The following is a 25,780-nucleotide window of genomic DNA, read 5'->3' as shown; positions in this document are numbered from 1 at the left end:
GGTCTAACCATAGAAGAAAAAATTTTATATGATGGGGCGGTTCCCGATTTTGGCCGTACTTGAGGCGCAAACGGCAGTCCCAGTGTTAAACTTTGCAGTTACATTGAATATTCTTATAACTTTCTGCTAAACGAGGTCGACATGCGCCATTCCGGTTGCATTGTGGTGATTCTGCTGCTCCTGACGCCAGCAATGACGTTCGCGCAACCAGCGTTTGAAACCGTCAAGCGCCGGGCATTACATGAAACTGTTCATCTTGATGGTGTTATCGAGGCGGTTCAGCAAAGCACAGTTTCAGCCCAGACCAGCGGCACCGTCCAGAGGCTGCCCTATGATGTTGATGACTCGGTTACTGCGGGTGATCTGATTGTCCAGTTGGAAGACAGCGAACAACGTTCCCGCTTGCGCCAGGCTCAGGCCGGGCTGGAAGAGGCCGAGGCAGCGTTGTCTGATGCCCGTCAGCGATTCGAACGCATCGAAGCGATCCACGAAAGGGGCCTGGTATCCCGGCAGGAATTTGATCAGGCCCGCAACAGTCTTGCGGCCGCCAGGGCAAGAGTGGAGCGCGCCAGAAGCTCGGTTGCCGAGGCAGAGCAGCAGCTGTCCTATACCCGGGTGCTAGCACCCTATGGGGGCATTCTCACCGAGCGTCATGTGGAGCTGGGTGAATCTGTCAGTCCGGGACAGCCGCTGCTTAGCGGGCTGTCGCTGGAGCAGCTCCGGGTGGTGGTTGATCTGCCACAGAAATACGCGGAATCCGCTCGCACCGAACGCCAGGCAAAAGTCACGCTTGTTGATGGCCAGGTGCTGGAAACCGGTGAAATGACGTTTTATCCCTACGCCGACCCGCAAACCCATACCTTCCGCCTGCGGATGCGATTGAACGAGCCCGGGGGCTCGCTGTTTCCCGGCATGCTGGTGAAGGTCGGCGTTCCGGTTGCCAGCCGGGAAGCGCTCTGGGTGCCTCTCAGCAGCCTGATCCACCGCAGTGAACTGCGGGCGGTGTTCGTGCTGGACGAACAGGACCGGCCCCGGCTGCGACAGGTGCGTACCGGTGTCCGGGACAATGGCAGCCTGGAGATTCTGGCCGGGCTCAGTGCCGGCGAGCGGGTGATTACCAATCCTTCCGAACTGGTTGGCAGTGACCGGCTGAATCCTGTGACCGAAGCGGGCAGGGAGGCGAATCCGTGAGCCGGGATCTGCCGCAAGTCGGACCGTCCGGTGTCATTGCCCGGGTCTTCCAGAATAATCACCTGACACCACTGCTGGCCCTGCTGGCGATTATTCTCGGCATCATGGCAGTGGTGGTCACCCCGAAAGAGGAAGAGCCACAGATAGACGTCACCATGGCGGATATCATGGTGGCGTTTCCCGGCGCCAGCACCCGTGAGGTGGAGAGCGCAATAGCGACGCCCGCCGAGCAGGTGATGAGCGAGATCAAAGGCGTGGAGCATGTCTATTCGGTGTCGCGACAGGGTCAGGCGGTGATTACCGTCCAGTTCGAGGTGGGCATTCCGCGCCAGGAAGCACTGGTCCGGCTTTACAATCAGGTGTACTCCAATCAGGACTGGTTGCCGGCCAATCTGGGCGCGAGCCAGCCGGTGGTCAAACCCAAGGGTATTGACGATGTGCCGGTAATGACCCTGACGCTGTTTGATCCGGAAAACGGTCACACCGGTGAGCAGCTTACCCGCCTGGCGCACATGCTGGAAGTCGCCCTGAAGCGGGTTCCGGGCACACGGGATATCTACACGATCGGCGGCATTCCCGACCGCGTCGATATCCGGTTTGATCCTGCGTTACTGGCGGGCTTCAACCTCACCGTCGACGATATCCGCAATGCGCTGACTGCAGCCAATACCAGCAGTCAGGAGGCCCGCGTTACCCGGGATAATCTCTCCATTCCGGTACAGGCCGGGACGCTGCTGGAAACCGTCGGGGACGTGCGCCGGCTGGTGGTGGGCATGAACAAAGGCGCGGCCGTTTACCTGGAAGATGTAGCCGATATCAGTCGTGGTGGTACCGTCGCTGACCAGAGTGTGATGACCGGTTTCGGGCCGGCACAGGGAGTCGACAACGCCGGCCAGCCAGGCCAGATCTACCCGGCAGTCACCCTTGCAATTGCCAAGAAACCCGGTGAAAACGCCGTCAATATCACCACTGCCATAGAGGAACGGCTGGAGCGGTTGCGCAACCGGGCATTGCCCCGGGGTGTGGAAGTACTGGTGACCCGGGACTATGGCGACACCGCCTCCGAGAAAGCCGCCAAGCTGATAACGGACCTGATTTCCGCCACCCTGTGTGTGGTGCTGCTGGTGCTGGCCGCCATGGGCTGGCGCCAGGCGCTGATTGTGGGAGTTGCGGTTCTGATCACGCTGTTGCTGACCCTGGTATTTTCCTGGGCCTGGGGTTTCACCCTCAACCGGGTGTCCCTGTTCGCGCTGATTTTCTCTATCGGCATATTGGTGGATGACGGCATTGTGATCACCGAGAACATCAACCGGCGGATCCAGAACTCCCGGTCGCCGGTGAAAGACATCATTCCCCTGGCAGTGGACGAGGTGGGCACCCCCACCATCATGGCCAGCCTGACCATCATGGCGGCGCTGATTCCCATGGCTTTCGTCAGTGGCCTGATGGGTCCCTACATGAGCCCGATTCCGATCAATGCCTCGGCGGGTATGGTGCTGTCCCAGATTGTCGCTTTTGTAGTAGCTCCCTGGCTGGCCCTGCGCTTGCTGAAACACAAACAGGGTGAAGCCGCCGCCGAAGCGGACGACGCTTCCACTTCTGCAGATGGTGTCAGCCCGCGGTCCCTGCGCATTTTCCGGGCGGTTCTGGGCCCGTTTCTGGGTGATCGTCACTGGCGCCGTCGCCTGCTGGGGTTGGGTGTGGTTGGCCTTACCGTTGCCGCTGCCTCCCTGCCTGTATTCCAGGCTGTCATTCTGAAAATGCTGCCCTTCGATAATAAATCCGAACTGCAGATAGTGGTGGATATGCCGGAACGCACGCCCGTGGAACAGACCCAGCGGGTGCTTATGGAAATGGGCCAGCATCTGGAAACAGTAGAGGAGGTGGCCAACTGGCAGACCTATGCCGGTACCGCCTCGCCCATCAACTTCAATGGCCTGGTACGTCAGTATTATCTGCGCAGCGATCCCTACCAGGGCGATATTCAGGTCAACCTGAGTCATGCGGAAAACCGGAACCGCCAGTCTCACGATATTGCCCAGTCCCTGCGGGCGCCGTTGACCACCATTGGTGACAGCTACGATGCCCGCGTAAAGGTTGTCGAGGTGCCCCCGGGGCCGCCGGTGCTGTCGCCCGTGGTGGCCGAAATCTACGCCGTGGATGAAACCCGCCGGGCAGAGCTGGCCCGCATGGTGGCCGAAGGCATGACCCGGGTAGACGGCCTGGTGGATATCGATACCACTCTAGAAGCACCAACAAGGCAGTGGGAAGTGGTTGTTGACCGGGATCGCGCGGCGCGACTGGGGGTTTCACAGGCCCAGGTTGTCGCTGCCCTGCAGACGGCCCTCGGCGGCAACAGCGTCAGCTTCCTGCACGATGAGCATGCCAAGTATCCGGTGCCGATCCGGGTCATTCTGGGGGAGGGCGATAAAGCCCAGCCGTCGGTGCTGCTGTCGCTGAATATGCGCAGCCGCAGTGGCAACCTGATACCGCTGGCCAGCGTTGCCGAGGTTAGGGATGCGGACTGGATGGGGGCGATCTACCACAAGGACCTGCTGCCGGTGACCTATGTGACAGCCGATATGGCCGGGGACATTGATTCCCCGCTGTACGGCATGTTTGCCATGGTGGATCGTCTGAACAGTCAGGACGGCGCACCCGAGCAATACTTTATCGATCAGCCGCCGCTACCGGAAAAAGGCACCCTAAAATGGGACGGTGAATGGCAGATTACCTACGAAACCTTCCGGGATATGGGTGCCGCCTACAGTGTCGGGATCTTCATGATTTTCGTATTGCTGGTCGCGCAGTTCCGGTCCTACATTCTGCCATTGGTCATCATGGCGCCGATCCCGCTGACGCTGATCGGTATCATGCCTGGCCACGCGCTGCTGGGACGCGAGTTCACCGCAACCAGCATGATCGGAATGATCGCCCTGGCCGGCATCATCGTGCGCAATTCCATTCTGCTGGTGGTGTTTATCCGGCAGTTGCTTGATGAAGGTGTGGAGCTGGGCGAGGCCGTGGTTCTGGCTGGCGCCGTGCGCATCAAGCCCATAGCTCTCACCGCCATTTCGGCGATGGTAGGTGCTTACTTCATCCTCAACGACCCGATATTCAACGGGCTGGCGATATCGCTGATTTTCGGTCTGGCCATGTCGACCCTGCTGACGGTGCTGGTAGTGCCCCTGCTTTACTACAACCTGGCCCGCTGCAAGTGGGTTTAACGAGTGGGCCAGTAGCGCTGCATTTCAACAAACAGGAATGACGCGCTCCAGGTGATCAGAACCAGGCCGGTGAGGGATTCGATGCCGGTCAGAAAGCGGAGCACGCCATGGGCCTCAATATCACCATAACCAAGGGTGGTGAAGGTTGTAAACGAGAAGTAGACGCAGTCCAGCAGGCTGCCGTCGAAGTTCTTGGAGAGCCTTCCCCAGCCCTCGGCGTGATGCATGCTGTAATATGCGCCCGCAAAAATCCACACCTGAAGCGTGTGGGCGATGAGCACCCCAAGTACGCCGGTCACCAGGCGGAAGTGGTGACCCCTGCGCCTTCCGGCCAGCAAATGGCTGAGGCGGATGAGCGCCTCGTTGTGGATAACAACGACGACAATAACAATGAATGCATTGATCGCAGTGGCATGCAGAAGCTGAACCAAGTCTGCCATCTTTATGACACCGAGTGCTGATCCGGGACTTCGCGGATCCGGCCATGCTCGTCGATGGCGACATAAATGAAAAGACCTTCCGTCACCTTGCGGGGCGTCTTCGCGGTGCGGTCCAGGGTCCAGACTTCGACATTGATTTTCATCGAGCTGCGGCCCACTTCAATGAGCTCACCGTAGCAGCCCACCTGTGCCCCCACCCTCAAAGGAGAAAGGAACTCCATCCGGTCCATGACAACGGTGGCGTTGCGGCCCTGGGATATCCTGCCGGCCAGGGTAGCGGCAGCGATATCCATATGGCGGACCACCCAGCCGGCAAACACGTCGCCATTGGGGTTGGTATCGGAGGGCAGCGGAACAATCTGGGTAATCAGTTCGCCGCGCGGCGCAGGGTTGTCATCGTTCAGGGCTGTCATGGCTACTGCCTTGTGGCGCTGGAGTTATTTTTAGTACTGGCATGTTAGCGCTCTTCCCGGTGTCTGCAAGGCGCCGGCAAGAAAAATTCCACAACCTGTTGTATATTTGGGGCGGTGTAACAAGGTTGTCACAAAATGGCTTTATGATTTTTTCATCGGTGAAGCACCCCGACAATAAAGTCAAAGTGACAAATTGGAGACTTAACGTGATCAAACTCAAGACAGCCCTCACATCCGTGGCACTGGCAGGAAGCATTGCTGCTTTATCCAGCCCGGCCATGGCTCGCGACACCATCAGCATTGTCGGTTCATCCACGGTTTACCCTTTCGCAACGGTGGTTGCGGAGCGGTTCGGAACCACCACCGATTTCAATACGCCGAAGTTGGAGTCCACCGGTTCTGGTGGCGGCATGAAACTGTTCTGCCAGGGTATCGGGACTCAGCATCCGGACATTACCAACGCTTCCCGTCGTATGAAGCCGTCCGAATTTGAGATGTGCATGAACAATGGCGTCAAGGAAATCACCGAATTCCGCATCGGCTCCGATGGCATCGTCATCGCCAGTTCAAAAGACGCAGAGAATCTGGAGCTCACTCTCGAGCAGCTGTTCCTCGCTCTGGGTAAAGAAGTACCGTCACCTGACGACCCCTCCGAGCTGGTTGCCAACCCTTACGAAAAATGGAGCGAAGTCGACAGTAGCCTGCCCGACGTTACCATTCGCGTGATGGGACCGCCTCCGACCTCAGGAACCCGTGATTCGTTCAACGAGCTGGCTTTGCAGGCCGGCTGTGAGGACCTGCCGGCCGTTGCCGACATGAGCGAAGACGAGATGGAAAGCGTTTGTCAGAGCGTTCGGGAAGACGGCGCCTTCATCGAGGCGGGTGAAAACGACAACCTGATCGTTCAGAAGCTGATCGACGACAAGGGCATGTACGGTGTCTTCGGCTACAGCTTCCTGGAAGAGAACTCTGACCGATTGCAGGCTGCGACCCTGAACGGCATGGTGCCGACCGCTGAGGACATTGCTGAAGACAAGTACCCGGTTGCACGCTCCCTGTTTTTCTACGTCAAGAAAGCCCACGTAGGTGTGATTCCTGGCATCGCCGAGTATGCCGAGGCTTTTGTCAGCGTCAGTGCCATGGGTCCGAACGGCTATCTCAGGGATGTGGGGCTGATTGTTCCGCCCCGTGCAGCGCTGATGGATCTTCAGGACAAGGCAGCGAATATGCCGAACCTGACAAAAGCTGAACTGATGTAGTAAAGCAATTGTTATAACCGACAGGACGTCAGTGTCAGGGTGCGGATCAGCCGGCGGCGGTCCGCACTTTTGTGCATCTGGATGCTGGCCCCGACGGCGGCAAGTGCACCGCCGGTCTGAACGCAGTAGACTTCATTTCCCAACTCTCAGCGAACAGGAATTTTCATGCAACCGGCCAATTTGCTCCTGCTGACGATGGTGTGTGTACTGGTGGCCTACGGCGTAGGCTATGCCCGCTCCCGGTCATTGGCCATGCCCCTGGGCGGAATTCGCCACCTCAAATCCCTGCCATTTTACTACGGCGCCAGGGCAGCGCTCTGGTGCGGGTTGCCAGCGCTGGTTGTGTTGGGACTTTGGGTCGTATTCCAGGGCCAGGTGATCCAGACTCTGGTGATCGGGTCCCTGCCCCAGGAGATGTTGCCGGGCAGTGAAGGCGAGGCCAGCCTGCTGTTAAGCAAGATCAGTAATGTTGCCAGCGGTGCCCTGCCGCCCGGATTTGTGGAGCCGCCGATTGTGGAGGCGGCCGAGCGGCTTGAGGCCCTGCGCCAACAGAGCCGGTTCTACATGTCGGCACTGGTTGTGTCGGTGGCTGTGCTGGCAGGCTTTCTGGGCTGGGTGCGGGTAAAGCCGAAAGCCAACGCCCGGGTCCAGGTGGAGGCTATTCTGAAGTGGTTGTTTTTTGCCTGTGCCGCGCTGGCCATCCTGACCACCATGGGCATTATCTTCTCGGTATTCTTTGAAACCATCCGGTTCTTCGAAAAGATCCCGTTTACCGAATTTGTTTTTGGCTCCCAGTGGAGTCCCCAGACTGCCATGAGGGCCGATCAGATTGCCTCCCAGGGCGCGTTCGGAATGATTCCCCTGTTCACCGGTACACTGCTGATTTCGGCCATTGCCATGGTCGTGGCGGTGCCGGTCGGGCTGTTGTCGGCCATCTACCTGTCGGAGTACGCCAACAAGAAAGTCCGCGGCGTAGTCAAGCCGCTGCTGGAGATGCTGGCAGGGATTCCCACCGTGGTCTATGGCTTTTTTGCCGCGCTGACGGTGGCGCCCTTTATCAGCGACCTGGCGGCGGCCATCGGCATTGAAGCTTCCTCGCAAAGTGCCCTGGCGGCCGGCGGTGTCATGGGCATCATGATTATTCCGTTCGTGTCGTCGCTGTCAGACGATGTGATCAACGCCGTGCCGCAAACGCTGCGGGACGGTTCGCTGGCGCTGGGCGCGACCCAGTCCGAGACTATGAAAAAGGTAATTTTCCCCGCCGCGCTGCCGGGCATTATGGGAGGTATTCTGCTGGCGGTCTCCCGTGCTATTGGCGAGACCATGATCGTGGTCATGGCGGCCGGCCTGGCAGCGAATCTGACCGCAAACCCGCTGGAAACCGTAACCACGGTAACCGTTCAGATTGTGACCCTGCTGACCGGCGACCAGGAGTTTGACAGCGCCAAGACGCTGGCCGCCTTCGCTCTCGGTGCCATGCTCTTCCTTGCCACGCTGTTACTTAATGTGATTGCCCTGAAAATCGTTCGCAAATATCGGGAACAGTATGACTGATCAAAAAAACCAGGCCGAACTGGTCCGCCAGTCGCTCAAACACCGTTACCGTAAAGAGCGCCGCTTCAGGGCCTACGGTATCGTTGCTATTGCCATCGCGTTGTCTGCTCTGGTTGTGCTCTTTGTCGATATCATCGGCAAGGGCTATACCGGCTTCACCAAAACCACTATCACCATGGAAGTGGAGCTGGATGGCGAGATGATGTTTCTGGACGACGCCACCGACGAACGCCAGCTGAAAATGGCGGATTTTGTCGAGCCGCTGGTTCAGGCGCTAACCAGAGAGATCCCCGGGGCGAATGCCAGTGACCGGGATCAGGTCAGGGGATTGCTCAATCCCTATGCCTCCAATGAACTGAAAGAAATTCTCAAGGCCAATCCGCAGTGGCTGGGCTCTACCCGGACGATCACGGTGCTGGCCCATACCGACGTGGATGTTTACGTCAAGCATGCCGGCGATGACAGCTATTCCATAAAACTCAGTCAGCAGCAGCAGCGCTGGGTCGATGAATTGCTGGAAGCCGGTGTAGTCGAGACCTCGTTTAACGACGTGTTCTTCACCAGCGGTGACTCCCGTGATCCCTCCCGTGCCGGCATTCTGGGTGCCATCGTAGGCTCTCTGCTTACCATGTTTGTAACCCTGGTGCTGTCGTTCCCGATTGGTGTGGCCGCGGCCATTTACCTGGAAGAGTTCGCGCCCCAGAACAGGTTCACGGACTTTATCGAGGTGAATATCAATAACCTGGCCGCCGTGCCATCCATTATCTTTGGCCTCCTGGGTCTGGCGGTCTTCATCAATCTGTTCGGCATGCCCCGTTCGGTTCCGGTGGTGGGCGGTCTGGTGCTGACCCTTATGACCCTGCCAACCATCATTATTTCCAGCCGCGCCGCCATCAAGAGCGTTCCACCTTCGATTCGCGAGGCGGCCGAGGGCATCGGCGCCTCGAGAATGCAGGTGGTATTGCACCATGTATTGCCGCTGGCAATGCCGGGTATGCTCACCGGGTCCATTATCGGAATGGCGCAGGCGCTGGGCGAAACCGCACCGCTGCTGCTGATCGGCATGGTGGCCTTTATTGTCGACGTACCCGACGGCTTCCTTGATTCCGCAACCGTGCTGCCGGTGCAGGTATTCCTCTGGGCGGGCAGCCCTGAACTTGCTTTTATTGAGCGCGCTTCGGCAGCCATCATGGTGCTGCTGGCGTTTCTGATCAGTATGAATGCACTGGCTGTCTGGCTGCGTAAACGTCTTGAGCGTCGGTGGTAAGGAGAGTTAAATGAGCACTATGAACCCATTAATTACCCGGGAGGGTGATATGGCAGACAGTAATACCGTGCCGGTCCAGGAAAAAGCGGACGCTCCAGCGGAAACTGTTATCGAAGAGGGCGCCACGGTTGGCCGCCCGTTTTCCGATGATCCAAAGTTCAAGCTACGCAACGTCGAGGTGTTTTACGGTGAAGACCGTGCCATCAAAAACATCAGTCTCGACATTGGTCGCAATGAGGTAATTGCCTTTATCGGTCCGTCAGGTTGCGGCAAGTCCACCTTCCTGCGCTGCCTGAACCGGATGAATGACAGTATTGATATCTGTCGGGTGAAAGGTTCGCTGGCGCTTGATGATAATGATATCTATGACCCCAGGCGGGATGTAGTGGAACTGCGCGCCAGGGTAGGCATGGTGTTTCAGAAGCCCAACCCTTTCCCCAAATCCATCTACGATAACGTGGCCTATGGTCCGCGCATTCACGGGCTGGCGAACCGTAAATCCGAACTGGATGACATTGTCGAGAACAGCCTGCGTAAAGCCGGCCTGTGGAATGAGGCCAAAGACCGTCTGGATGCAACCGCCACCGGCATGTCCGGCGGCCAGCAGCAGCGCCTTTGCATTGCGCGCGCCATCGCGGTCAGCCCGGAAGTCATTCTGATGGATGAACCCTGTTCCGCACTGGATCCGATCGCCACGGCCCGGGTTGAAGAACTGATTTCGGAGATGTCCAAGAGCTATACGATTGTCATCGTGACCCACTCCATGCAGCAGGCAGCCCGTGTTTCCCATCGCACGGCCTACTTTCACCTTGGGCATCTGGTAGAGGTGAACGAAACCAACAAGGTTTTTACCTCGCCACAGCACGAGCTCACTGAATCCTACATTACCGGCCGCTTTGGTTAGCCCCGGTACGAACGAACACTGGAGAACAGAGTCATGCCAGATAAAAAGGACGATGTTTACGGCGATCATATTTCGCACAAGTTCAATGACGAAATGATGGCCCTGAAGAGTGAATTCCTGAAAATGGGCGGTCTGGTGGAATCCCAGGTGGACCGTGCCATTCATGCCCTGGTTGAGAATGACAGTTATCTGGCGGACGAGGTCCGCGCCACGGACAAGAAAGTCGACCAGATGGAAGTCGAAATGGACGAGGAAGCGACGCTGATCCTTGCCCGCCGCCAGCCTACGGCCCGGGACCTGCGACTGGTGGTCGCCGTGATCAAGATGGTGTCGGACCTTGAGCGCGTCGGTGACGAAGCCAAGAAAATTGCCAAGTTTGCCATCAAGCTGTCCGAGGAGGGCCAGGCGCCCAGAGGCTATGTGGAAGTGCGCCATATCGGCAACCACGTCCTGGCGATGTTGCGCGATTCCCTGGACGCCTTTGCCCGCCTGGATTCAGAGCAGGCGTTGCGGATCATCAAGGAAGACAAGCGGGTTGACGAAGAATATCAGGCCGCCACGCGGACTCTGCTGACCTTCATGATGGAGGACACCCGCAACATCTCCCGCTGCATGTCGGTCATGTGGGTGCTTCGCGCCCTGGAGCGGGTGGGCGACCACGCCTGTAACCTTGCCGAGAACGTGATCTTCATGGTCAAGGGCGAGGATGTAAGGCACACGCCGATGGAAGAGGCGGAGAAGGTTGTCGGCCCCTGATTCAGCCCTGCTTCATCTTATCGGTGTAGGGCGGCCAGCCCAGAGGTTTGCCGGCTAACAGGTGCAGGTGGATATGAAAGACCGTCTGTCCGGCATTCTCTCCACAGTTCATGACTGTCCGGTAGCCATCGTCTGCGAACCCCATGTCTTTTGCCATTTTGGCGGCCACCCAGTGCAGATGACCGACCAGTTCCCGGTCGCCTTCTTCGATGTCATTTATGAATGCAATTTCCTTTTTCGGAATGATCAGCAGATGCACCGGCGCCTGCGGGTTGATGTCCTTGAAGGCCAGGCTGATGTCGTCTTCATAGACGATATCGGCCGGGATTTCGCGGTTGATGATCTTGGTAAAGATTGTTCCTGACATGAGTTCTGCTTCTCTCTGAACGTGTTTTAAAGATGCTGATCCGTGCGTAAGTAAGCGGACAGGTTTTTCCAGAACCGTCCGGAGCCAGGGATGGCGGAGGCCGAGCGTACAGGGAGGTATTTACAGCGTGTTCTGGAAAACCCTGTCCGCTTACTTTGTTATCCATTAGTACTTTAGCCCCGGCAACCTCTGTGCGATCTGGCGGGCCAGGGGCGGTAATTCGTCATCTATACCCATAGCGTAGCGGGCCACCTGGTTGCGGGCAAAGGGCATGGCTTTGGCAGCGCCCAGACCAAGGTTGCGCAGCAGGTGCAATGGCGGCATGCGGTTGCTGAACAGGTGATAGAACAGGTCCATGGCCATCATCATCCGGCGGTTGGCCGGGCGGCGCTGGCTTTCATAGGCGGCCAGTATGACGGGGTCGGAGAGATCTCTGCCGGCTCTCTGAGCTTCACGCAGCTGGGTTTGCAGGCAGCGGGCATCCTGGAAGCCGAGATTCACGCCCTGACCGGCCAACGGGTTGATGGTATGGGCGGCATCGCCGACCAGGACCACCCGTTGACTGACATAGCTTTTCGCGTGCTGACGGGCAATCGGGAAGCTGGCTTTGGCCTCAATGTGAGTAAGCGGTGGTAGCTCGGTCGGAAAAGCTCTGGTGATTTCCTGAATCAGTTGGTCATCGTCAAGCGCTTTCAGCCTGGCGATAGTGGCTGGAGCGTCGTACCAGACCAGTGACGCCCAGCTTTCACCGCCACCGGCACTGTGCAGCGGCAGGAACGCGCGGGGGCCGCTGGGGTAGAAGCCCTGCCAGGTGATGTCTTCGACCGCACCGCGGTAACGGGCGGAAATGACCATGGCCTGTTGCTGGTACTGGTTGCGGTGAACCCCGATACCGGCCAGGTCCCGGACACGGGAATTGGCGCCATCCGCCCCCACTACCAACTGGCTTTCCAGAGTCTCGCCACTATCAAGGGTGACCCGGGCGGTGGCAGCGCCATTGTTAAGCGAGGTCAGGGTTGTTCCGGGCAGACAGGTAACGGAGGACTGGCTGGCGGCGCATTCCCAGAGTGCCTGCTGAGTCACGCGATTTTCCACGATGTGCCCGAGGTGGCTGGCGGACAGGCTACCGGCATCAAAGATGACGTCGGCAAGTTTGCCGGGCAATACATGGCTGAGCGGGTGCCGGGTTTCATCCCATACCGCAAGGCGGCCATAGGGTGTTGCGCGCATAGCCTTGATTGCTGGCCAGGCGCCCAGTTCTGCAAGATAGCGTTCGCTCCCTGCACTGATGGCCGACACCCGGATGTCCGGTGGCAGCTCTGCCTGGAAACCGCCAGGGCCGGCCTGATCAATCAGGGCAACGGTGAATCCGCTGCGCCCCAGTCCGGTGGCCAGGGCGGCACCGACCATACCGGCACCGACAATCACAACATCGCAAGCTTGAGTCATAGAGAAATCCTGTCTGGGACCCTCAGTTTACCCAAACGACCTGTCCAGACAAGCGGTACGACAGGACACCGCCTCAGTCTGCCAAAACTCAGTAGCCTGCGAGGTTGGCCGCGTGGCCATCCGCGAGAGTGTCTCCCGCCGATTCCCGTTTGCGGGTCAGCCAGGCAGGTTTCTGGGTGCCGGGTTTTACAAATCCCTGCTCGAGAACCATCGGGCGTACCAGTGCCATGAAATCATCGGTCTTCATGTGAATGGATTCTGTGTGGGTACCTGCAGCAAACGCCAGCTCGGGCTGTTTGGTCAGAGCTTCCGCACAGTAAACCGACATGTGGAAAAGGTTGCCGAAAGGCGGCATGGCGCCAACTTCGCAGTCGGGAAAACGGTCCTGGAATTCCTGTTCATCAGCCAGGTCAACAAAATCGGTATCCAGAATCCGGGTCAGGCGATCCCACCGAATTCGCCAACTGGCCGGCATTACCAGCATTGCCATTTTGCCATCCAGTTCGATAATCACCGTTTTGACTACCTGGTCTCCGGCAATTTTCACATGGTGGGCAAGTTCCTGAGCGGTAAATGCGGGGGGATGGGACAGGCACATATATTCAGCGCCTGCTTTATCAAGGTATTTCTTTAACTGCTGTATCGGCATAGTGACAGCCTCCTACCAGCAATGACAGCGGTATCAAAGCCCTTGGCTCCAATGGCCTGGCGGTGGCTTTTGAGTATTTGCCACCACCATCAACGGTCAGCTTAGTTGAGGCGCCGAGAAATGCGAGTAACAGATTGTTTAAAAGCCGGCGCAGTTACTCGCTCTTGTTGTAGACATGCACGTCCCGCTGGGGGAACGGAATAGTGATGTCTGCTTCGTCAAAGGCTTTCTTGACCTTCTCGTGCATATCCCAGTAATAGGGCCACAGGTCGTCGGTGGGAACCCACGCGCGAAACATCAGGTTGACGGAGTTGTCGCCCAGGCTGCCAACACAGATTCGTGGCTCGGGGTCTTTAAGTGAGCGTTCATCCTCGTCGAACAAACGCTGCAGTATAGCCTTTGCCTTGTCGATATCATCGTTGTAGTGGATTCCGAAAGTCATATCGCAACGGCGCGTGTCGTAAACGCTCACGTTAACCAGGGTTGCATTGGAAAGGCTGCCATTGGGGATAACAATGCGGCGGTTGTCGAAGGTATTCACTACGGTATAAAGAATCTGGATTTCAGCCACTGCGCCCAGAAAGCCCTGGGCTTCGATGGTGTCGCCGACCTTGAAAGGTTTGAAAATCAGAATAAGCACGCCGCCGGCAAAATTGGCAAGGCTGCCCTGCAGGGCCAGGCCGATGGCCAGGCCGGCCGCACCTATAACCGCGATGAATGAGGTAGTCGCGATGCCGATCATGGAGGCCACCGAGATCAGCAACATGATCTTGAGGACAGCACTGATCAGACCGCAGAGGAACTTGTTCAGGGTGGGGTCTTTGGCGCCAAGCTTCTTGTCGAGTACGCCAATCGCACGATTGATGAGCCACATACCCACGATGAGGGTGACAATGGCAAGAATCAGTTTCGGCGCGTAGGCCATAATCAGGCTGATGGCCTGATCGTAGTACTCAGACACATTGATATCGCTCACAAGATCTTCCACTTGCTTATCTCCTTTCTGGATGTGGCGGGGCCCGATAATCAGCAACCCAAGGCATTGCTACCACGAATATCGTCGTCAAATGTTTATAGCAGATTATCGTGACCCGCGTATACTTTCCTTTGGCTGATTTTTCTTCTTTAAAATTAATTCCTTACCAGGCCCAGTGGAAAATGGTTTCAGGTCCGCCGCGGACCAGGATGCGCCCGGCTTTCTGCTCCAGCTGATAGTCGTACATCGGGTCGTAGTAATCTTCCAGCAGGGCCTGAATCCAGGCGTCATGGCCGCTGACACTGCCGGTTGCTGACTGGACTTTGAGGGCGTCTTCCATCTGGTTCCGCAGTGCCCGATGGCGCTCACCGCCCAGGCGTTTGCGAACCCGGTCGAGAGCGCTCAAAAGGTAGTTTTCGAAATTATGCCAGCCAGCTTCCAGGCCGTCGCGAAGGGTAAAGTCAGCAACCATTTTTACCACATAGTCTTCGCGGATGATCCGGATGCGCTCATCCAGAGGCTGTTCCAGAACCAGCAGGGGCGCTCCGGCCATACGGTCCCGCAGGCTGTGTGGTAGCGCGCAGCGGCCCACCAGGCGGCTTTCATCCTCAAGATAGACGGGTCCACCCACATGATGGTGGGCTTTCAGCAGGGCCACAGCCAGCCGGTTTTCAAAATCGATCTGACCAGGTTGCGGTGTCACCTCGCGACCAAAGCTGGAGCCGCGGTGATTGGCCAGGCCCTCGAGATCAACGGGATTGGGAAGCTGGTTGAGTAACCGGGTTTTGCCGGTGCCGGTTCGCCCACTGACGATCCGGAATTCCGACTTTTCAATGAGCTCTTCAAGCTGCTCAATCAGAAACCGCCGGAGCGCTTTATAGCCACCCCTGACCAGCGGTAAGTCCAGACCTGCCTGCTGAATCCACTGTTGGGTCAGCCGCGAACGAAGGCCGCCGCGGAAACAGAACAGATAACCTTCCGGGTGGTCGTTAATAAAGCGTAGCCAGGCGTCAATGCGCTGCTGCCGGACGTCACCGGAGACCAGCCGATGGCCCAGTTCGATCGCGGCGTCCTGGCCTTTCTCCTTGTAGCAAATGCCCACTTCATGGCGCTCGTCGTCGTTCATCAGCGGGGCATTCATTGCGCCCGGGAAGCTGCCCCGCCCAAACTCGACCGGTGCCCGGATATCCAGCAGCGGGCTGTCGTTCAGAAATATCGAGAGGTAGTCGTCAGTGTCTGGTCTGGACCGCATGGTGAAGGTCACTGGTCGTAAAGTGAGGCGACAGTATAACGGAAGTCTTTACAGCTTGTCGGGGCGGGCACCCCGGAATGAGGGGTAGAGTCTAAATTCCGGGCATAAAAAAAAGGCAACTTTGCAGTTGCCCTTTCCGAGACAGGTGTTCGCTTCCTTGCGATTTCGGCGATCGTCCTGGCGCCGAGGTGTTTCCGTAATACCTGTAACCCATCCTTGGTGCCAGCGTCCGAGCCGACAATCCAGTTTATATCCCTGAGGCGGAACCTCCCTGATTTCCTGCCTCTCCCTGCATCCAGTGCGGGGCGCGTCCAGTGCCTTATTCCTCTCCACATCATTCCTGATGCGTTCACTTTAACAATCATCAGAATTTATTGGTGTGAATAAAATCCGTCGGTCCGGGTACTCCTAGACTGAAATTAATTTTAATCTATATAAAACAGATAGTTATGGTATTTATGGGGCGGTAATAACGAGGTTCTTACCTCAGATAGCCGTCGGCTCTTACATCAATGTAAGCGTTATCTCACATGCAGCATCGGCAATGTCCTTGATCTGGTCCCGGATCTTAAGGCTCTGACTCGCATTTCCTGCTATTGCGGGTTGATTTCCCGTGATCCTCCCTGAAAATAAAGCCACAGAGCAGCAGACCGATAGCGACGCCAGCGCCATCCGCAGCCAGATCCAGCAGGGAAAATTCACGATAGGGCAGTTGCGCCTGTGTTAACTCAATCACCAGCCCGAAGCCGATTACACCCAGCGCAATCCAGGTCCGCGACAGGTCTGGCCAGGCCAGGCGGCTGACTACAGTCAACTGGATAAACGCCAGCAGGTGATTGATTTTGTCGTGTTGCAACGAGGGAACCGGATAAGGCTGGCTGGTGGTGGCCAGATACATGATTGCCACGGCTGAAATAACAAGGGTTGTCCGCCAGAGCGGCTGGCACATAAGGACTGATTGCAGGCTGTTTTTCAGAAATGCCATGTAAGGTTGTCGGGCTGTGGTGTTGATTCCATCATGATATGCTCTGCACGCCTTCACTGTCATCGAAACTGGGGTGCTGCGAGCTATGTTAAAAGGTAATTTTTTCCGCGGCCTGGGTTATCTTGGACAGGGGTTCCGGCTGATACAACAGCCGGGCCTGCGACTGTTCGTCATTATTCCCCTGGTTATTAATATCTTGTTATTTGGCCTGCTGTTCTACTTCCTGGGTGAAATGTTCACCGTCCTGATTGATGGTGCCATGAACATGCTGCCGGACTGGGCCTGGCTGCAGAGTCTGGACTGGCTGTTCTGGCTGCTTTATGGCGTGGTAATTGTGCTGATGCTGGCCTATGGATTCGTGATCGTAGCGAATCTGATTGGCTCGCCTTTCTATGGCTATCTCGCCGAGCTTACCGAAAAGCACCTGACCGGCCAGGAGGTCAACACCGATGAAAGCTGGGGGCAGATAATACGGGATATCCCGCGTTCACTCTGGCGGGAAGTACAGAAGATCGTGTATTACCTGCCCAGAGCACTGGCTCTGTTCGTCATTGGTCTTGTTCCGGTGGTGAATATTGTGGCTGCAGTGCTCTGGTTCTTGTTTAACAGCTGGATGATGGCGCTTCAGTATGTGGATTATCCGGCTGATAACCACCGCGTGAGTTTCCCCGATCTGCGTCGCAGCCTGGCGGGTGCGCGGCTATCAGCCCTGGGCTTCGGGTTGCCGGTGGCCCTGGCTGCCATGGTACCGGTGCTGAACCTGATTGTTGTGCCTGCTGCAGTCTGCGGTGCGGCCGCTTTCTGGGTTCGGGAAAACCAGTCCGACTGAGATATTGATTTTTTTACTTGTTCCATTTTCTGGAGGCTTTTTGGATACATCGGATTTTGTCATCGGCCAACGCTGGGTCAGTCACAGTGATACCGCTCTCGGGCTTGGTATTGTTACGGATCTCTCCGGGCGCAGGGTGACTCTGGGGTTCCCGGCAGCCGATGAAGAACGAACCTACGCGATTGATAATGCGCCGCTGTCCCGGATCATCTACCAGATCGGAGAAGAGATCGAAACCTTTGATGGCGATCGTTTCGTGGTTCGTGCCGTGGAAGATCTCGGCGGCGTCCTGATGTATCACGCGGATGATGGCAGCGAAGACCTGGCCCGCATCTCCGAGGTGAAACTCAGCAGTGCCGTCGACTTCTCGGCGCCCCATCAACGACTGTTCGCCGGCCAGTTTGATCGCAACGGGGCTTTCCGCCTCAGAATGGCGACGGTCCAGCATCAGGACCGGCTGCGGGCGTCCGCGGCGCGGGGGTTGATCGGCGCACGTACCCAGCACCTCCCCCACCAGATCTATATCGCCCATGAAGTCGCGACCCGCCACGCCCCCCGGGTGTTGCTGGCAGACGAAGTGGGCCTGGGCAAAACCATCGAAGCCGGGCTCATTCTGCATTATCAGTTGCACACCCAGCGGGCCCGCAGGGCATTGATCGTGGTGCCTGATTCGCTGATTCATCAGTGGCTGGTGGAGATGCTCCGGCGCTTCAACCTGAAATTCTCGATCATTGACCAGGCAAGATACGATGCGCAATCGGAATTCTCCGGAGGCTTCGTGGAACCGGATGATACCTCTGACGATGCGGCGGATAACCCGTTTGCAGCTGAGCAACTGGCACTGTGCAGTCTCGGTTTTCTTATGACCAATGGGCAAGCCCGGAAAGATGCCTTTGAAGCGGGCTGGGACCTGATGGTGGTAGATGAAGCCCACCACCTGGCCTGGAGCCCCGCAGCGGCAAGCCCGGAATACCAGCTGGTCGAGCAGCTCGCTGCGGCAAGCAAGGGACTTTTGCTGTTGACGGCGACGCCGGAACAGGTAGGTATCGCCAGCCATTTCGCCCGGCTGCGTCTGCTGGACCCGGCGCGGTTCCATGACCTTGACACCTTCCGCAGGGAAGAAGAGCAGTACGAAGCCATCAATACTGCCGTGTCCCGGCTCCGGCAACAGGGCACCGCCCTGGATGATGAAGCCCGGGCGTCATTACGGGGCTGGCTGGGGGATGATCTTGACCGGCTTATGGCGGGCGCAGATCCGGTTCAGGCCATCATTGATGCGCTGATTGATCGCCATGGCACTGGCCGCGTACTCTTCCGCAACACCCGGGCTGCCATCGAGGGTTTTCCCCAGCGCCGGCCCGTGGGCATTCCGCTGCCATGTCCCGATCTGTATGAGGCCTCCTGCCGCCATGGCTTTGCGGCATTGACCCCGGAGGTAAACGTTGATGAAGAACTGTGGCTGGCCCAGGATCCCAGGGTCGCCTGGCTGAAACAGACACTGACGCGGCTGAAGCCTGCGAAAGTCGTTGTCATCTGCGCCAGTGCTTCCACTGCCGTTGCGCTCGAGCATTATCTGCAGTTGCGGGCGGGTATCCGCAGTACGGCTTTTCATGAACATCTCAGCCTGATCGAGCGGGACCGTGCCGCTGCCTATTTCGCCGATGCCGAGCAGGGGGCCCACGCCCTGATCTGTTCCGAAATCGGCAGCGAAGGCCGGAATTTCCAGTTCGCCCATCAGCTGGTGCTGTTTGACCTGCCGGCCAACCCGGATCTGCTGGAACAGCGAATCGGCCGTCTGGACCGGATCGGACAGACAGACGCTATTGATATACATATTCCCTATCTGGAAGACACGGTCCAGGAGTCCCAGTATCGCTGGTTTGACGAGGGCCTGAATGCCTTTGCCGAAAGCTGCTCGGTGGGCGTGGCGGTGCAGGAGACGGTCCACGCACAGTGGCTGCAGGTGATCGAAGGTGGCACCGACAAGGCGCTGGCCGCGCTGATTGCTGTCTCCCGGGCCGAGGCTGACCGTCTGCGGGAATTGCTGCGTAAAGGCCGTGATGCCCTGATCGAACTCAATTCCTGCCGCCCCGACGTTGCGGAGAAACTGATCGAATCGATCGAGGCCGAGGAGCGCGGTGACCCGGTTCGGGACTACATGCTGGACGCCTGCGATATTCTCGGCGTCGATCTTGAGGATCATTCTGAACATGCCGACATTCTGCGCCCTGGCGAGCAATATCAGGCCGGCCTCGTACCGGAGTTGCCCGAAGACGGGCTGACCGTAACCTGGAACCGGCAGCAGGCTCTGGAGCGCGAGGACATGGCCTTCATGAGCTGGGAGCATCCGCTGGTCAGCGGTATTATGGAATCGGTGACCAGTTCCGGGCTTGGCAAGGCGGCGCTGGCAACCATGTCGGTCAAGGCCCTGCCCGCGGGGACTCTGCTGCTTGAGGCACTTTTCACAGTGCATTGTCCCGCGCCCGAGTCGCTGCAGCTTTCCCGCTTTCTGCCAGTTTCACCGGTGCGTCTGCTGGTGGACCTGAAGGGCAAGGATCTGTCGGCAACCCTTTCCCATGAGCGGCTGAATGACATGTGCTCCAATATCCGCCGCCGGACCGCGCAGTCCATCGTGCCCCAGATCCGGCCTCAGGTGGAAACCATGGTGGATCATGCCGAGCGCGTGGCAGCGCCCTACCTGAAGCCGCTGCGGGAATCGGCGCTTGACGGGGTACGGCAATTTCTGGGATCTGAAATCCAGCGGCTGGAGTCACTGAGACAGGTAAATCCGGCGATTCGTGAGGAGGAAATTGCCTTCTTCTCGGAGCAACTGGCGGCCGCCGAGTCGGCGATCAATCAGGCGAGCCTCTCCATGGAGGGCATCCGGGTGATCCTGACCGCCTGAAAGTGACAAGGTACCAAGGAATATCGAAGTAAGCGGACAGGTTTTTCCAGAACCGTCTGCTTATTTGCCCACGGATTAGTAGCTATTCAATTATCATCTGTTGATGTACTTTAGTCGTAGTCAGTGCAGGTTGTTCCTATTCAAGTTGTTGAAAACAGAGAGTGTTGATGATGACGATTATTTTACTTGTGGTTGCTGTGGCCGGGTTGCTTGCTCTGATGCGAAAACAGGCCGGTGCCAAGCCTGTGGTCGTCCTGCTGGCGATAACAGGCGTATTGTCGCTGATTTTTGCCTCAGGCCTTCTTGCCCTGATACTGCTTGCCGGCGCCGGGATCACGGCTGCTGCCGGGCTGCCCGGGTTCCGCCAGAGCTGGCTGACGCCGCGGGTTTTCGCGATGTTCAAGAAGGTAGCGCCCAAGGTCTCGGCGACTGAAAAAGTGGCCCTGGAAGCGGGCACTGTCGGCTGGGACGGCGAGCTTTTCACCGGTCGCCCGGACTGGCACAACCTGCTGATCAATCGCAACACTGGCCTGACCGAAAAAGAGCAGGCGTTTGTCGACAACCAGTGCGTGAAAGCTACATCCATGTGTAATGCCTGGGACGTCGCGGTAGAGCGCGCCGACCTGCCCGCCGAGCTCTGGGAATTTTTGAAGAAAGAGAAGTTCTTTGGCATGATCATCCCGGAAGAATACGGCGGTCTGCATTTTTCTGCCAAGGCCCAGAGCGCAGTCCTGCAGCGGCTGGCATGTAATGAAGCGTTGATGGTGACAGTGGGCGTTCCCAACTCCCTGGGCCCCGGCGAGTTGCTGGTCAAATACGGTACTGAAGAACAGAAAAACCACTATCTTCCGCGCCTTGCCGATGGCCGCGAGATTCCCTGCTTTGGCCTGACGGGCCCCCGGGCTGGTTCTGACGCCACGTCGCTGCCGGATACGGGCATCGTCTGCAAACAGAAGTTCAACGGTAAGGAAACCGTTGGTATCAGACTGAATTTCGAGAAGCGCTGGATCACCCTTGCGCCAATCGCCACGGTGGTTGGCCTTGCCTTCCGCATGTTTGACCCGGACGGTCTGTTGGGGGATACCAAAGATTACGGCATTACCTGCGCGCTGATCCCCCGCGACACCAAGGGTATGGAAATCGGCCGCCGTCACTGTCCCATCGGCAGCCCGTTCCTGAACGGGCCGATCAAGGGCAAGGACGTCTTTATTCCGCTGGATTACATCATCGGCGGCCAGGAAATGGCCGGGCAGGGCTGGCGCATGCTGGTCGAGTGCCTGTCCGTCGGTCGCTGTATCACATTGCCTTCAGGAGCTGCCGGCGCTGCCGCCTATTCCGTGGGTACCGCCGGGGGCTATACCCGTATCCGCCGCCAGTTCAATTCTCCGGTGGCCGAGATGGAGGGCGTCCAGGAGCCGTTGGCACGTATTGCTGCGCAGACCTATATTGCGCAGGCAGCTGTCAGTCATACCGCCAACATGATCGACAGGGGCGAGAAGCCGGCGGTGCCCTCGGCCATCCTGAAATACCATCTGACGGAAATACAGCGTAGTGTCCTGTCCGATTCCATGGACGTTCATGGCGGTAAAACCGTGACCCTCGGCCCCCGTAATTATCTGGGTATTGGCTACAGCGGTGCCTCGGTTGCGATCACCGTTGAAGGTGCCAATATCATGACCCGTAGCCTGATGATCTTCGGTCAGGGCGCGATTCGCTGTCATCCCTATGTCCTCAAGGAACTGGCGGCAAAGGACAACGACGACATCGAGGCCTTTGACGAAGCCTTTTTCGGCCACGCCGGCCTGGTCTTCGGTAATGCCGCCCGTGCGCTGACCCAGGCATTCGGGGTTGGCAAGGCGGATGTTCCGTTTGACAGTGCTTCGAAAAGGTATGCTCAGGGCGTTTCGCGCTTCAGTGCCGCCTTTGGCCTGTGTTCGGACGCCGCCATGACCACCCTGGGTTCAGAGCTGAAAATGCGCGAGCTGATTTCGGCCCGGCTGGGCGATATGCTGTCGAACCTGTACCTGGCATCCATGGTGCTCAAACACTGGCACGAAACCCAGCCAGTCGACGGCGAGCGGGATCTGATGGAATTCAGCCTGTCGTTGTTGCTGCACCGCGCGGAAAATGCGCTGGAGGAGTTCCTGCAGAACCTGCCGAATCGCGCAGTGGCGCTGTGTCTTCGCGCCGTTACCCTGCCGTTGGGCCGTCGTTGGGACAAGCCCCACGATGATCTGTCAAGAAGCCTGGCGCGCGCCATCTCCACCGATAGCGCGGTACGCACCAGGCTGCTTGCCACCGTCTGGAGTACCAATGGCGAGGGCACTGTGGAAAATCCGGTGGCTCGATACAACAGCCTGCTGAAGGATTACGACAAGGCAGAGGCGCTGTATCGCAAGGTCACCAAGGCTTACGCCAAGGGCCAGTTGCCGATGACTGCGCTGCACCCGGAGGAGCGGTTCGAGGAAGCCCTCAAGGCGGATATCTTTACCAAGGAGGAAACAGACTTCATGCGCCGGTATGAAGAGATTGTGCTGGAAATGCTGACCGTCGACGACTTCCCGTTCGATGCGCTTGCCAGCGATAAATCCACAGTGATTGATCACAACCCGGCCTGATCAGGGGCCGGGACGCTAGTCGCTGCCCAGGATCCAGCGGGCAGCTTTCTCTGCAATCATCAATGTCGGTGAATTGGTGTTGCCGCTGGTAATGGTGGGCATCACGCCGGCATCGACGACCCGCAGGCCGGCCACGCCCCTAACCCTCAGGTAGGGGTCCACCACGGCGAGTTCATCGTCCGCAGGGCCCATGCGGGTGGTGCCTACCGGGTGAAAAATAGTAGTTCCGATATCTCCGGCCAGTTTGGTGAGTTCGTCGTCGGTCTGGTACTGCAGGCCGGGCTTGTACTCTTCCGGCTGGTGTTGCTTGAAGGCCGGTTGTTCCGCAATGCGCCGGGTCACGCGCAGTGAATCTGCCGCCACTTTCCGGTCTTCCGGTGTGCTCAGGTAATTCGGCGCAACGGCCGGTGCCTGTTTCGGGTCCTTGCTGCGAATACGCACGGTACCGCGGCTGGTCGGGTTCAGATTGCAGACACTGGCGGTGATGGCCGGGAACTCATGCAGCGGCTGCCCAAAGGCGTCGAGGCTCAGGGGCTGGACGTGGTATTCAATATTGGCGTAGTCGTATTCATCCGAGCTGCGGGTAAACAGGCACAGCTGTGACGGTGCCATACTCATGGGCCCGGAGCGGGTGAGCAGGTATTCCAGTCCGATGCGGGCCTTGCCGATCAGTGAGTTGGCCATGGTATTCAGGGTGGGGACTCCCCGCACCTTGTACACCGACCGGATCTGGAGATGGTCCTGCAGGTTTGCGCCAACACCGGGAAGGTCTTTGACCACATCAATGCCATGCTCCTGCAACAGGTCTGCCGGACCGATGCCGGAGAGCTGCAACAGCTGCGGCGAGCCGATGGCGCCGGCCGAGAGTATGACCTCGCGTTTCGCCCTGGCGAGGATTTCACCGTCACCGGGTCGATCAACACGGACGCCGGTGCAGCGAGGCCCGGAAGGGGAGTTTTCCGTTTTCAGACCGAGCACATGGGTGGAATGCCAGAGCGTCAGGTTGGGGCGCTTCTCGGCTCCGCGGAGGAAGGCTTTGGAGGTATTCCAGCGCCAGCCCGAGCGCTGGTTCACCTCGAAATAATCCACGCCCTCATTATCCCCCCGGTTGAAATCCCGGGTTCGCGGAATGCCGGCCTCGACGCAGGCCGTGGCAAAGTCTTCCAGCACTTTCCATTTCAGGCGCTGATGCTCCACCCGCCATTCGCCGCCATGGCCATGGTATTTGCCGTGTTCCGGGTCGGCGTCGCCGCCGTCGTCCAGGCGGTAGTGGTCCTCGTGGCACATAAAGTCGGGCAGGCAATTGTCCCAGCTCCAGTGTTGTTCGCCGGTTATCTCTGCCCACTGATTGTAATCCCGTGCCTGGCCGCGAATATAAAGCATGCCATTGATGCTGGAGCAGCCGCCCAGGATTTTACCGCGGGGGTAGATCAGCGTACGCCCGTTAAGACCCGGGTCCGGATCCGTGCGGAAGCACCAGTCGGTGCGCGGATTGTCAATGCAGTACAGGTAGCCTACCGGAATGTGAATCCAGTAATAGTTGTCCCGGCCGCCGGCTTCGATCAGCAGGACACGGTTGGCCGGGTCTGCGCTCAGGCGGTTGGCCAGCAGGCAGCCGGCAGTCCCGGCCCCTATCACGATGTAGTCGAACTCTTGCTGTCCCTGTGCTTTGTTGTTGTCGGACATGGCGTTTTCTCCACCGCGTATTCAGCTGTTATTTGTGTAAAACCTTCGGGAGGTGCCAGATTTTGAGCTCTGTCAGGCGGTTAACCGGTATCGGATAATATTCAGCCATACAGGCTAGAGTGGCTCAGCGGTTAAAGCAATTGAGATTTTCAAAAGCACGATGTGAGGGAAATCTTTATTGATGAGGCGTTCCATGTGTCTCCTCCGGAGTTGGCCATGGACGAGCGCCCGGAGGGCGAGCCACCGAAGCTTAACTTCGAGGTTAATTGACGGCATACTCGGCCAGACTCCAAAGCAACAAGCATGGAATCCCGGAATGTGGCTATCAATCCTCGCTGTAAGCGCCGGCGCCGTCATCGGCGCCAACCTGAGATGGGCTCTGGGGCTGTGGCTGAATGCCAGCTACCACACCATCCCTTTTGGCACCCTTGTCGCGAACCTCTCGGGCGGCTGGCTCGTTGGCCTGCTGATCGGTTATTTCGTCCACGGCAGCTCGATCGCACCGGAATGGCGGCTGTTCGCCATAACCGGTCTCTGTGGAGCGCTTACCACCTTCTCCACCTTCTCTCTGGAAATGTTTTCCGCTATCCAGGAGGGCAAATGGAGCATGGCACTGGCCGGCATTCTGGCTCATGTCGTGGGTTCCATTGTCATGACTGCCCTCGGTATATACACCTTTGGTTTACTCAAGGCATAACCGCTGTTGCCGTATCGTCACTGACTGGTGGGATCCCGGTAAAGGCGCTGTCAGCCGATCTGGAAGTCAGATTTCGCCACCTCAGTATCACTACGCACTAAAAATTTTCAGATTACACTTGGCAACAAGTCCGTTCAGGAGTAGAGTCCGGGGTGTAGGAAAGATTAGTAAAGCATTCAGATCAAGACGAATCCGCAGTTTGTAGTGAACGTCCTGTTTTTGATTCCGCAAATTCTGTTTTTCCGTAAACGCTGATCAACCATCGTTGTGATGTTTGGCGGCAGATTAATTAATTGATTTCAGGAAGTTTAAGATATGTCTACTACTACCGGCACTGTTAAGTTCTTCAACGAAGC

20 protein-coding genes are annotated in these 25,780 nt (G+C 57.8%); 11 read left to right on the top strand and 9 right to left on the bottom strand.

Annotated elements, in window-relative coordinates; all coding sequences use genetic code 11:
• Nucleotides 1–141 precede the first annotated feature (141 nt).
• On the top strand, nt 142–1,191 hold the full coding sequence (locus VJ956_RS07545) for an efflux RND transporter periplasmic adaptor subunit (RefSeq protein ID WP_324083445.1): 1,050 nt from the start codon (nt 142–144) through the stop codon (nt 1,189–1,191).
• Entirely contained in the window at nt 1,188–4,418 is a 3,231-nt protein-coding gene (locus VJ956_RS07540; RefSeq protein WP_324083444.1) for an efflux RND transporter permease subunit, read from the top strand. Before VJ956_RS07545 ends, VJ956_RS07540 begins: the two co-directional genes overlap by 4 nt.
• On the opposite strand, the gene VJ956_RS07535 is transcribed toward VJ956_RS07540, so the two are convergent.
• Together VJ956_RS07535 and VJ956_RS07530 are read right to left on the bottom strand one after the other, a co-directional pair.
• The gene (locus VJ956_RS07535; protein WP_324083442.1) at nt 4,415–4,858 is read right to left on the bottom strand and encodes a potassium channel family protein; all 444 of its coding nucleotides are present in this window, start codon (nt 4,856–4,858) and stop codon (nt 4,415–4,417) included. The genes VJ956_RS07540 and VJ956_RS07535 overlap by 4 nt on opposite strands.
• Nucleotides 4,859–4,860: 2 nt before the next feature.
• Nucleotides 4,861–5,271 carry an acyl-CoA thioesterase gene (locus tag VJ956_RS07530; RefSeq protein WP_324083440.1) on the bottom strand — a complete coding sequence of 137 codons (411 nt, stop codon included), beginning with the start codon at nt 5,269–5,271 and terminating at the stop codon, nt 4,861–4,863.
• Between the two features lie 206 nt (nt 5,272–5,477).
• Between VJ956_RS07530 and VJ956_RS07525 the strand changes: the two genes are divergently transcribed.
• The 5 genes from VJ956_RS07525 to phoU all read left to right on the top strand — a co-directional run bounded on the left by VJ956_RS07525 (nt 5,478) and on the right by phoU (nt 11,011).
• Nucleotides 5,478–6,530: a substrate-binding domain-containing protein gene (locus VJ956_RS07525; RefSeq protein ID WP_324083438.1), complete on the top strand. Its 1,053-nt coding sequence runs from the start codon at nt 5,478–5,480 to the stop codon at nt 6,528–6,530.
• Between the two features lie 165 nt (nt 6,531–6,695).
• The gene (gene pstC / locus VJ956_RS07520) at nt 6,696–8,084 is read left to right on the top strand and encodes a phosphate ABC transporter permease subunit PstC (protein WP_324083435.1); all 1,389 of its coding nucleotides are present in this window, start codon (nt 6,696–6,698) and stop codon (nt 8,082–8,084) included.
• The gene (gene pstA, locus VJ956_RS07515) at nt 8,077–9,351 is read left to right on the top strand and encodes a phosphate ABC transporter permease PstA (protein ID WP_324083433.1); all 1,275 of its coding nucleotides are present in this window, start codon (nt 8,077–8,079) and stop codon (nt 9,349–9,351) included. Before pstC ends, pstA begins: the two co-directional genes overlap by 8 nt.
• A gap of 10 nt (nt 9,352–9,361) precedes the next feature.
• Entirely contained in the window at nt 9,362–10,255 is an 894-nt protein-coding gene (gene pstB / locus VJ956_RS07510; protein ID WP_324083431.1) for a phosphate ABC transporter ATP-binding protein PstB, read from the top strand.
• 33 nt (nt 10,256–10,288) lie between these two features.
• A complete protein-coding gene (gene phoU, locus VJ956_RS07505) occupies nt 10,289–11,011 on the top strand; it encodes a phosphate signaling complex protein PhoU (RefSeq protein WP_324083429.1) in 723 nt (240 codons plus the stop codon).
• 1 nt (nt 11,012) lies between these two features.
• On the opposite strand, the gene VJ956_RS07500 is transcribed toward phoU, so the two are convergent.
• From VJ956_RS07500 to VJ956_RS07475, 6 genes are all read right to left on the bottom strand, one after another.
• A complete protein-coding gene (locus VJ956_RS07500; protein ID WP_324083428.1) occupies nt 11,013–11,378 on the bottom strand; it encodes a histidine triad nucleotide-binding protein in 366 nt (121 codons plus the stop codon).
• Nucleotides 11,379–11,543: 165 nt separating this feature from the next.
• Nucleotides 11,544–12,827 carry an FAD-dependent monooxygenase gene (locus VJ956_RS07495; protein WP_324083426.1) on the bottom strand — a complete coding sequence of 428 codons (1,284 nt, stop codon included), beginning with the start codon at nt 12,825–12,827 and terminating at the stop codon, nt 11,544–11,546.
• 88 nt (nt 12,828–12,915) lie between these two features.
• Nucleotides 12,916–13,476, bottom strand: coding sequence for a YbaK/EbsC family protein (locus VJ956_RS07490; protein ID WP_324083424.1), 561 nt, complete (start codon nt 13,474–13,476; stop codon nt 12,916–12,918).
• Between the two features lie 154 nt (nt 13,477–13,630).
• Nucleotides 13,631–14,464 carry a mechanosensitive ion channel family protein gene (locus VJ956_RS07485; protein WP_324083422.1) on the bottom strand — a complete coding sequence of 278 codons (834 nt, stop codon included), beginning with the start codon at nt 14,462–14,464 and terminating at the stop codon, nt 13,631–13,633.
• A 151-nt stretch (nt 14,465–14,615) separates the two neighbouring features.
• Nucleotides 14,616–15,704 carry a tRNA 2-selenouridine(34) synthase MnmH gene (mnmH, locus tag VJ956_RS07480; RefSeq protein WP_324083420.1) on the bottom strand — a complete coding sequence of 363 codons (1,089 nt, stop codon included), beginning with the start codon at nt 15,702–15,704 and terminating at the stop codon, nt 14,616–14,618.
• A 568-nt stretch (nt 15,705–16,272) separates the two neighbouring features.
• Nucleotides 16,273–16,689: a VanZ family protein gene (locus VJ956_RS07475; protein WP_324083418.1), complete on the bottom strand. Its 417-nt coding sequence runs from the start codon at nt 16,687–16,689 to the stop codon at nt 16,273–16,275.
• Nucleotides 16,690–16,774: 85 nt separating this feature from the next.
• On the opposite strand from VJ956_RS07475, the gene cysZ reads away from it, so the two are divergent.
• From cysZ to VJ956_RS07460, 3 genes are all read left to right on the top strand, one after another.
• The gene (gene cysZ / locus VJ956_RS07470; RefSeq protein WP_324083416.1) at nt 16,775–17,518 is read left to right on the top strand and encodes a sulfate transporter CysZ; all 744 of its coding nucleotides are present in this window, start codon (nt 16,775–16,777) and stop codon (nt 17,516–17,518) included.
• A 40-nt stretch (nt 17,519–17,558) separates the two neighbouring features.
• Nucleotides 17,559–20,423 (top strand): RNA polymerase-associated protein RapA, encoded by a 2,865-nt coding sequence (rapA, locus tag VJ956_RS07465; RefSeq protein ID WP_324083414.1) that lies wholly within the window; start codon nt 17,559–17,561, stop codon nt 20,421–20,423.
• A 167-nt stretch (nt 20,424–20,590) separates the two neighbouring features.
• Entirely contained in the window at nt 20,591–23,041 is a 2,451-nt protein-coding gene (locus VJ956_RS07460; RefSeq protein ID WP_324083412.1) for an acyl-CoA dehydrogenase, read from the top strand.
• 15 nt (nt 23,042–23,056) lie between these two features.
• Here the strand turns inward: VJ956_RS07460 and VJ956_RS07455 are convergent, their stop codons facing one another.
• On the bottom strand, nt 23,057–24,727 hold the full coding sequence (locus tag VJ956_RS07455) for a GMC family oxidoreductase (RefSeq protein WP_324083410.1): 1,671 nt from the start codon (nt 24,725–24,727) through the stop codon (nt 23,057–23,059).
• 316 nt (nt 24,728–25,043) lie between these two features.
• Here VJ956_RS07455 and crcB point away from each other — a divergent pair, with 316 nt between their 5' ends.
• Nucleotides 25,044–25,424 (top strand): fluoride efflux transporter CrcB, encoded by a 381-nt coding sequence (gene crcB, locus VJ956_RS07450; RefSeq protein WP_324083409.1) that lies wholly within the window; start codon nt 25,044–25,046, stop codon nt 25,422–25,424.
• Nucleotides 25,425–25,780: the final 356 nt, after the last annotated feature.

It is taken from the genome of Marinobacter sp., from assembly GCF_035268745.1.
Lineage (GTDB): Bacteria > Pseudomonadota > Gammaproteobacteria > Pseudomonadales > Oleiphilaceae > Marinobacter.
Note: the sequence above shows the minus strand (reverse complement) of the source record. Positions and strands in the feature narration are given on the sequence as shown.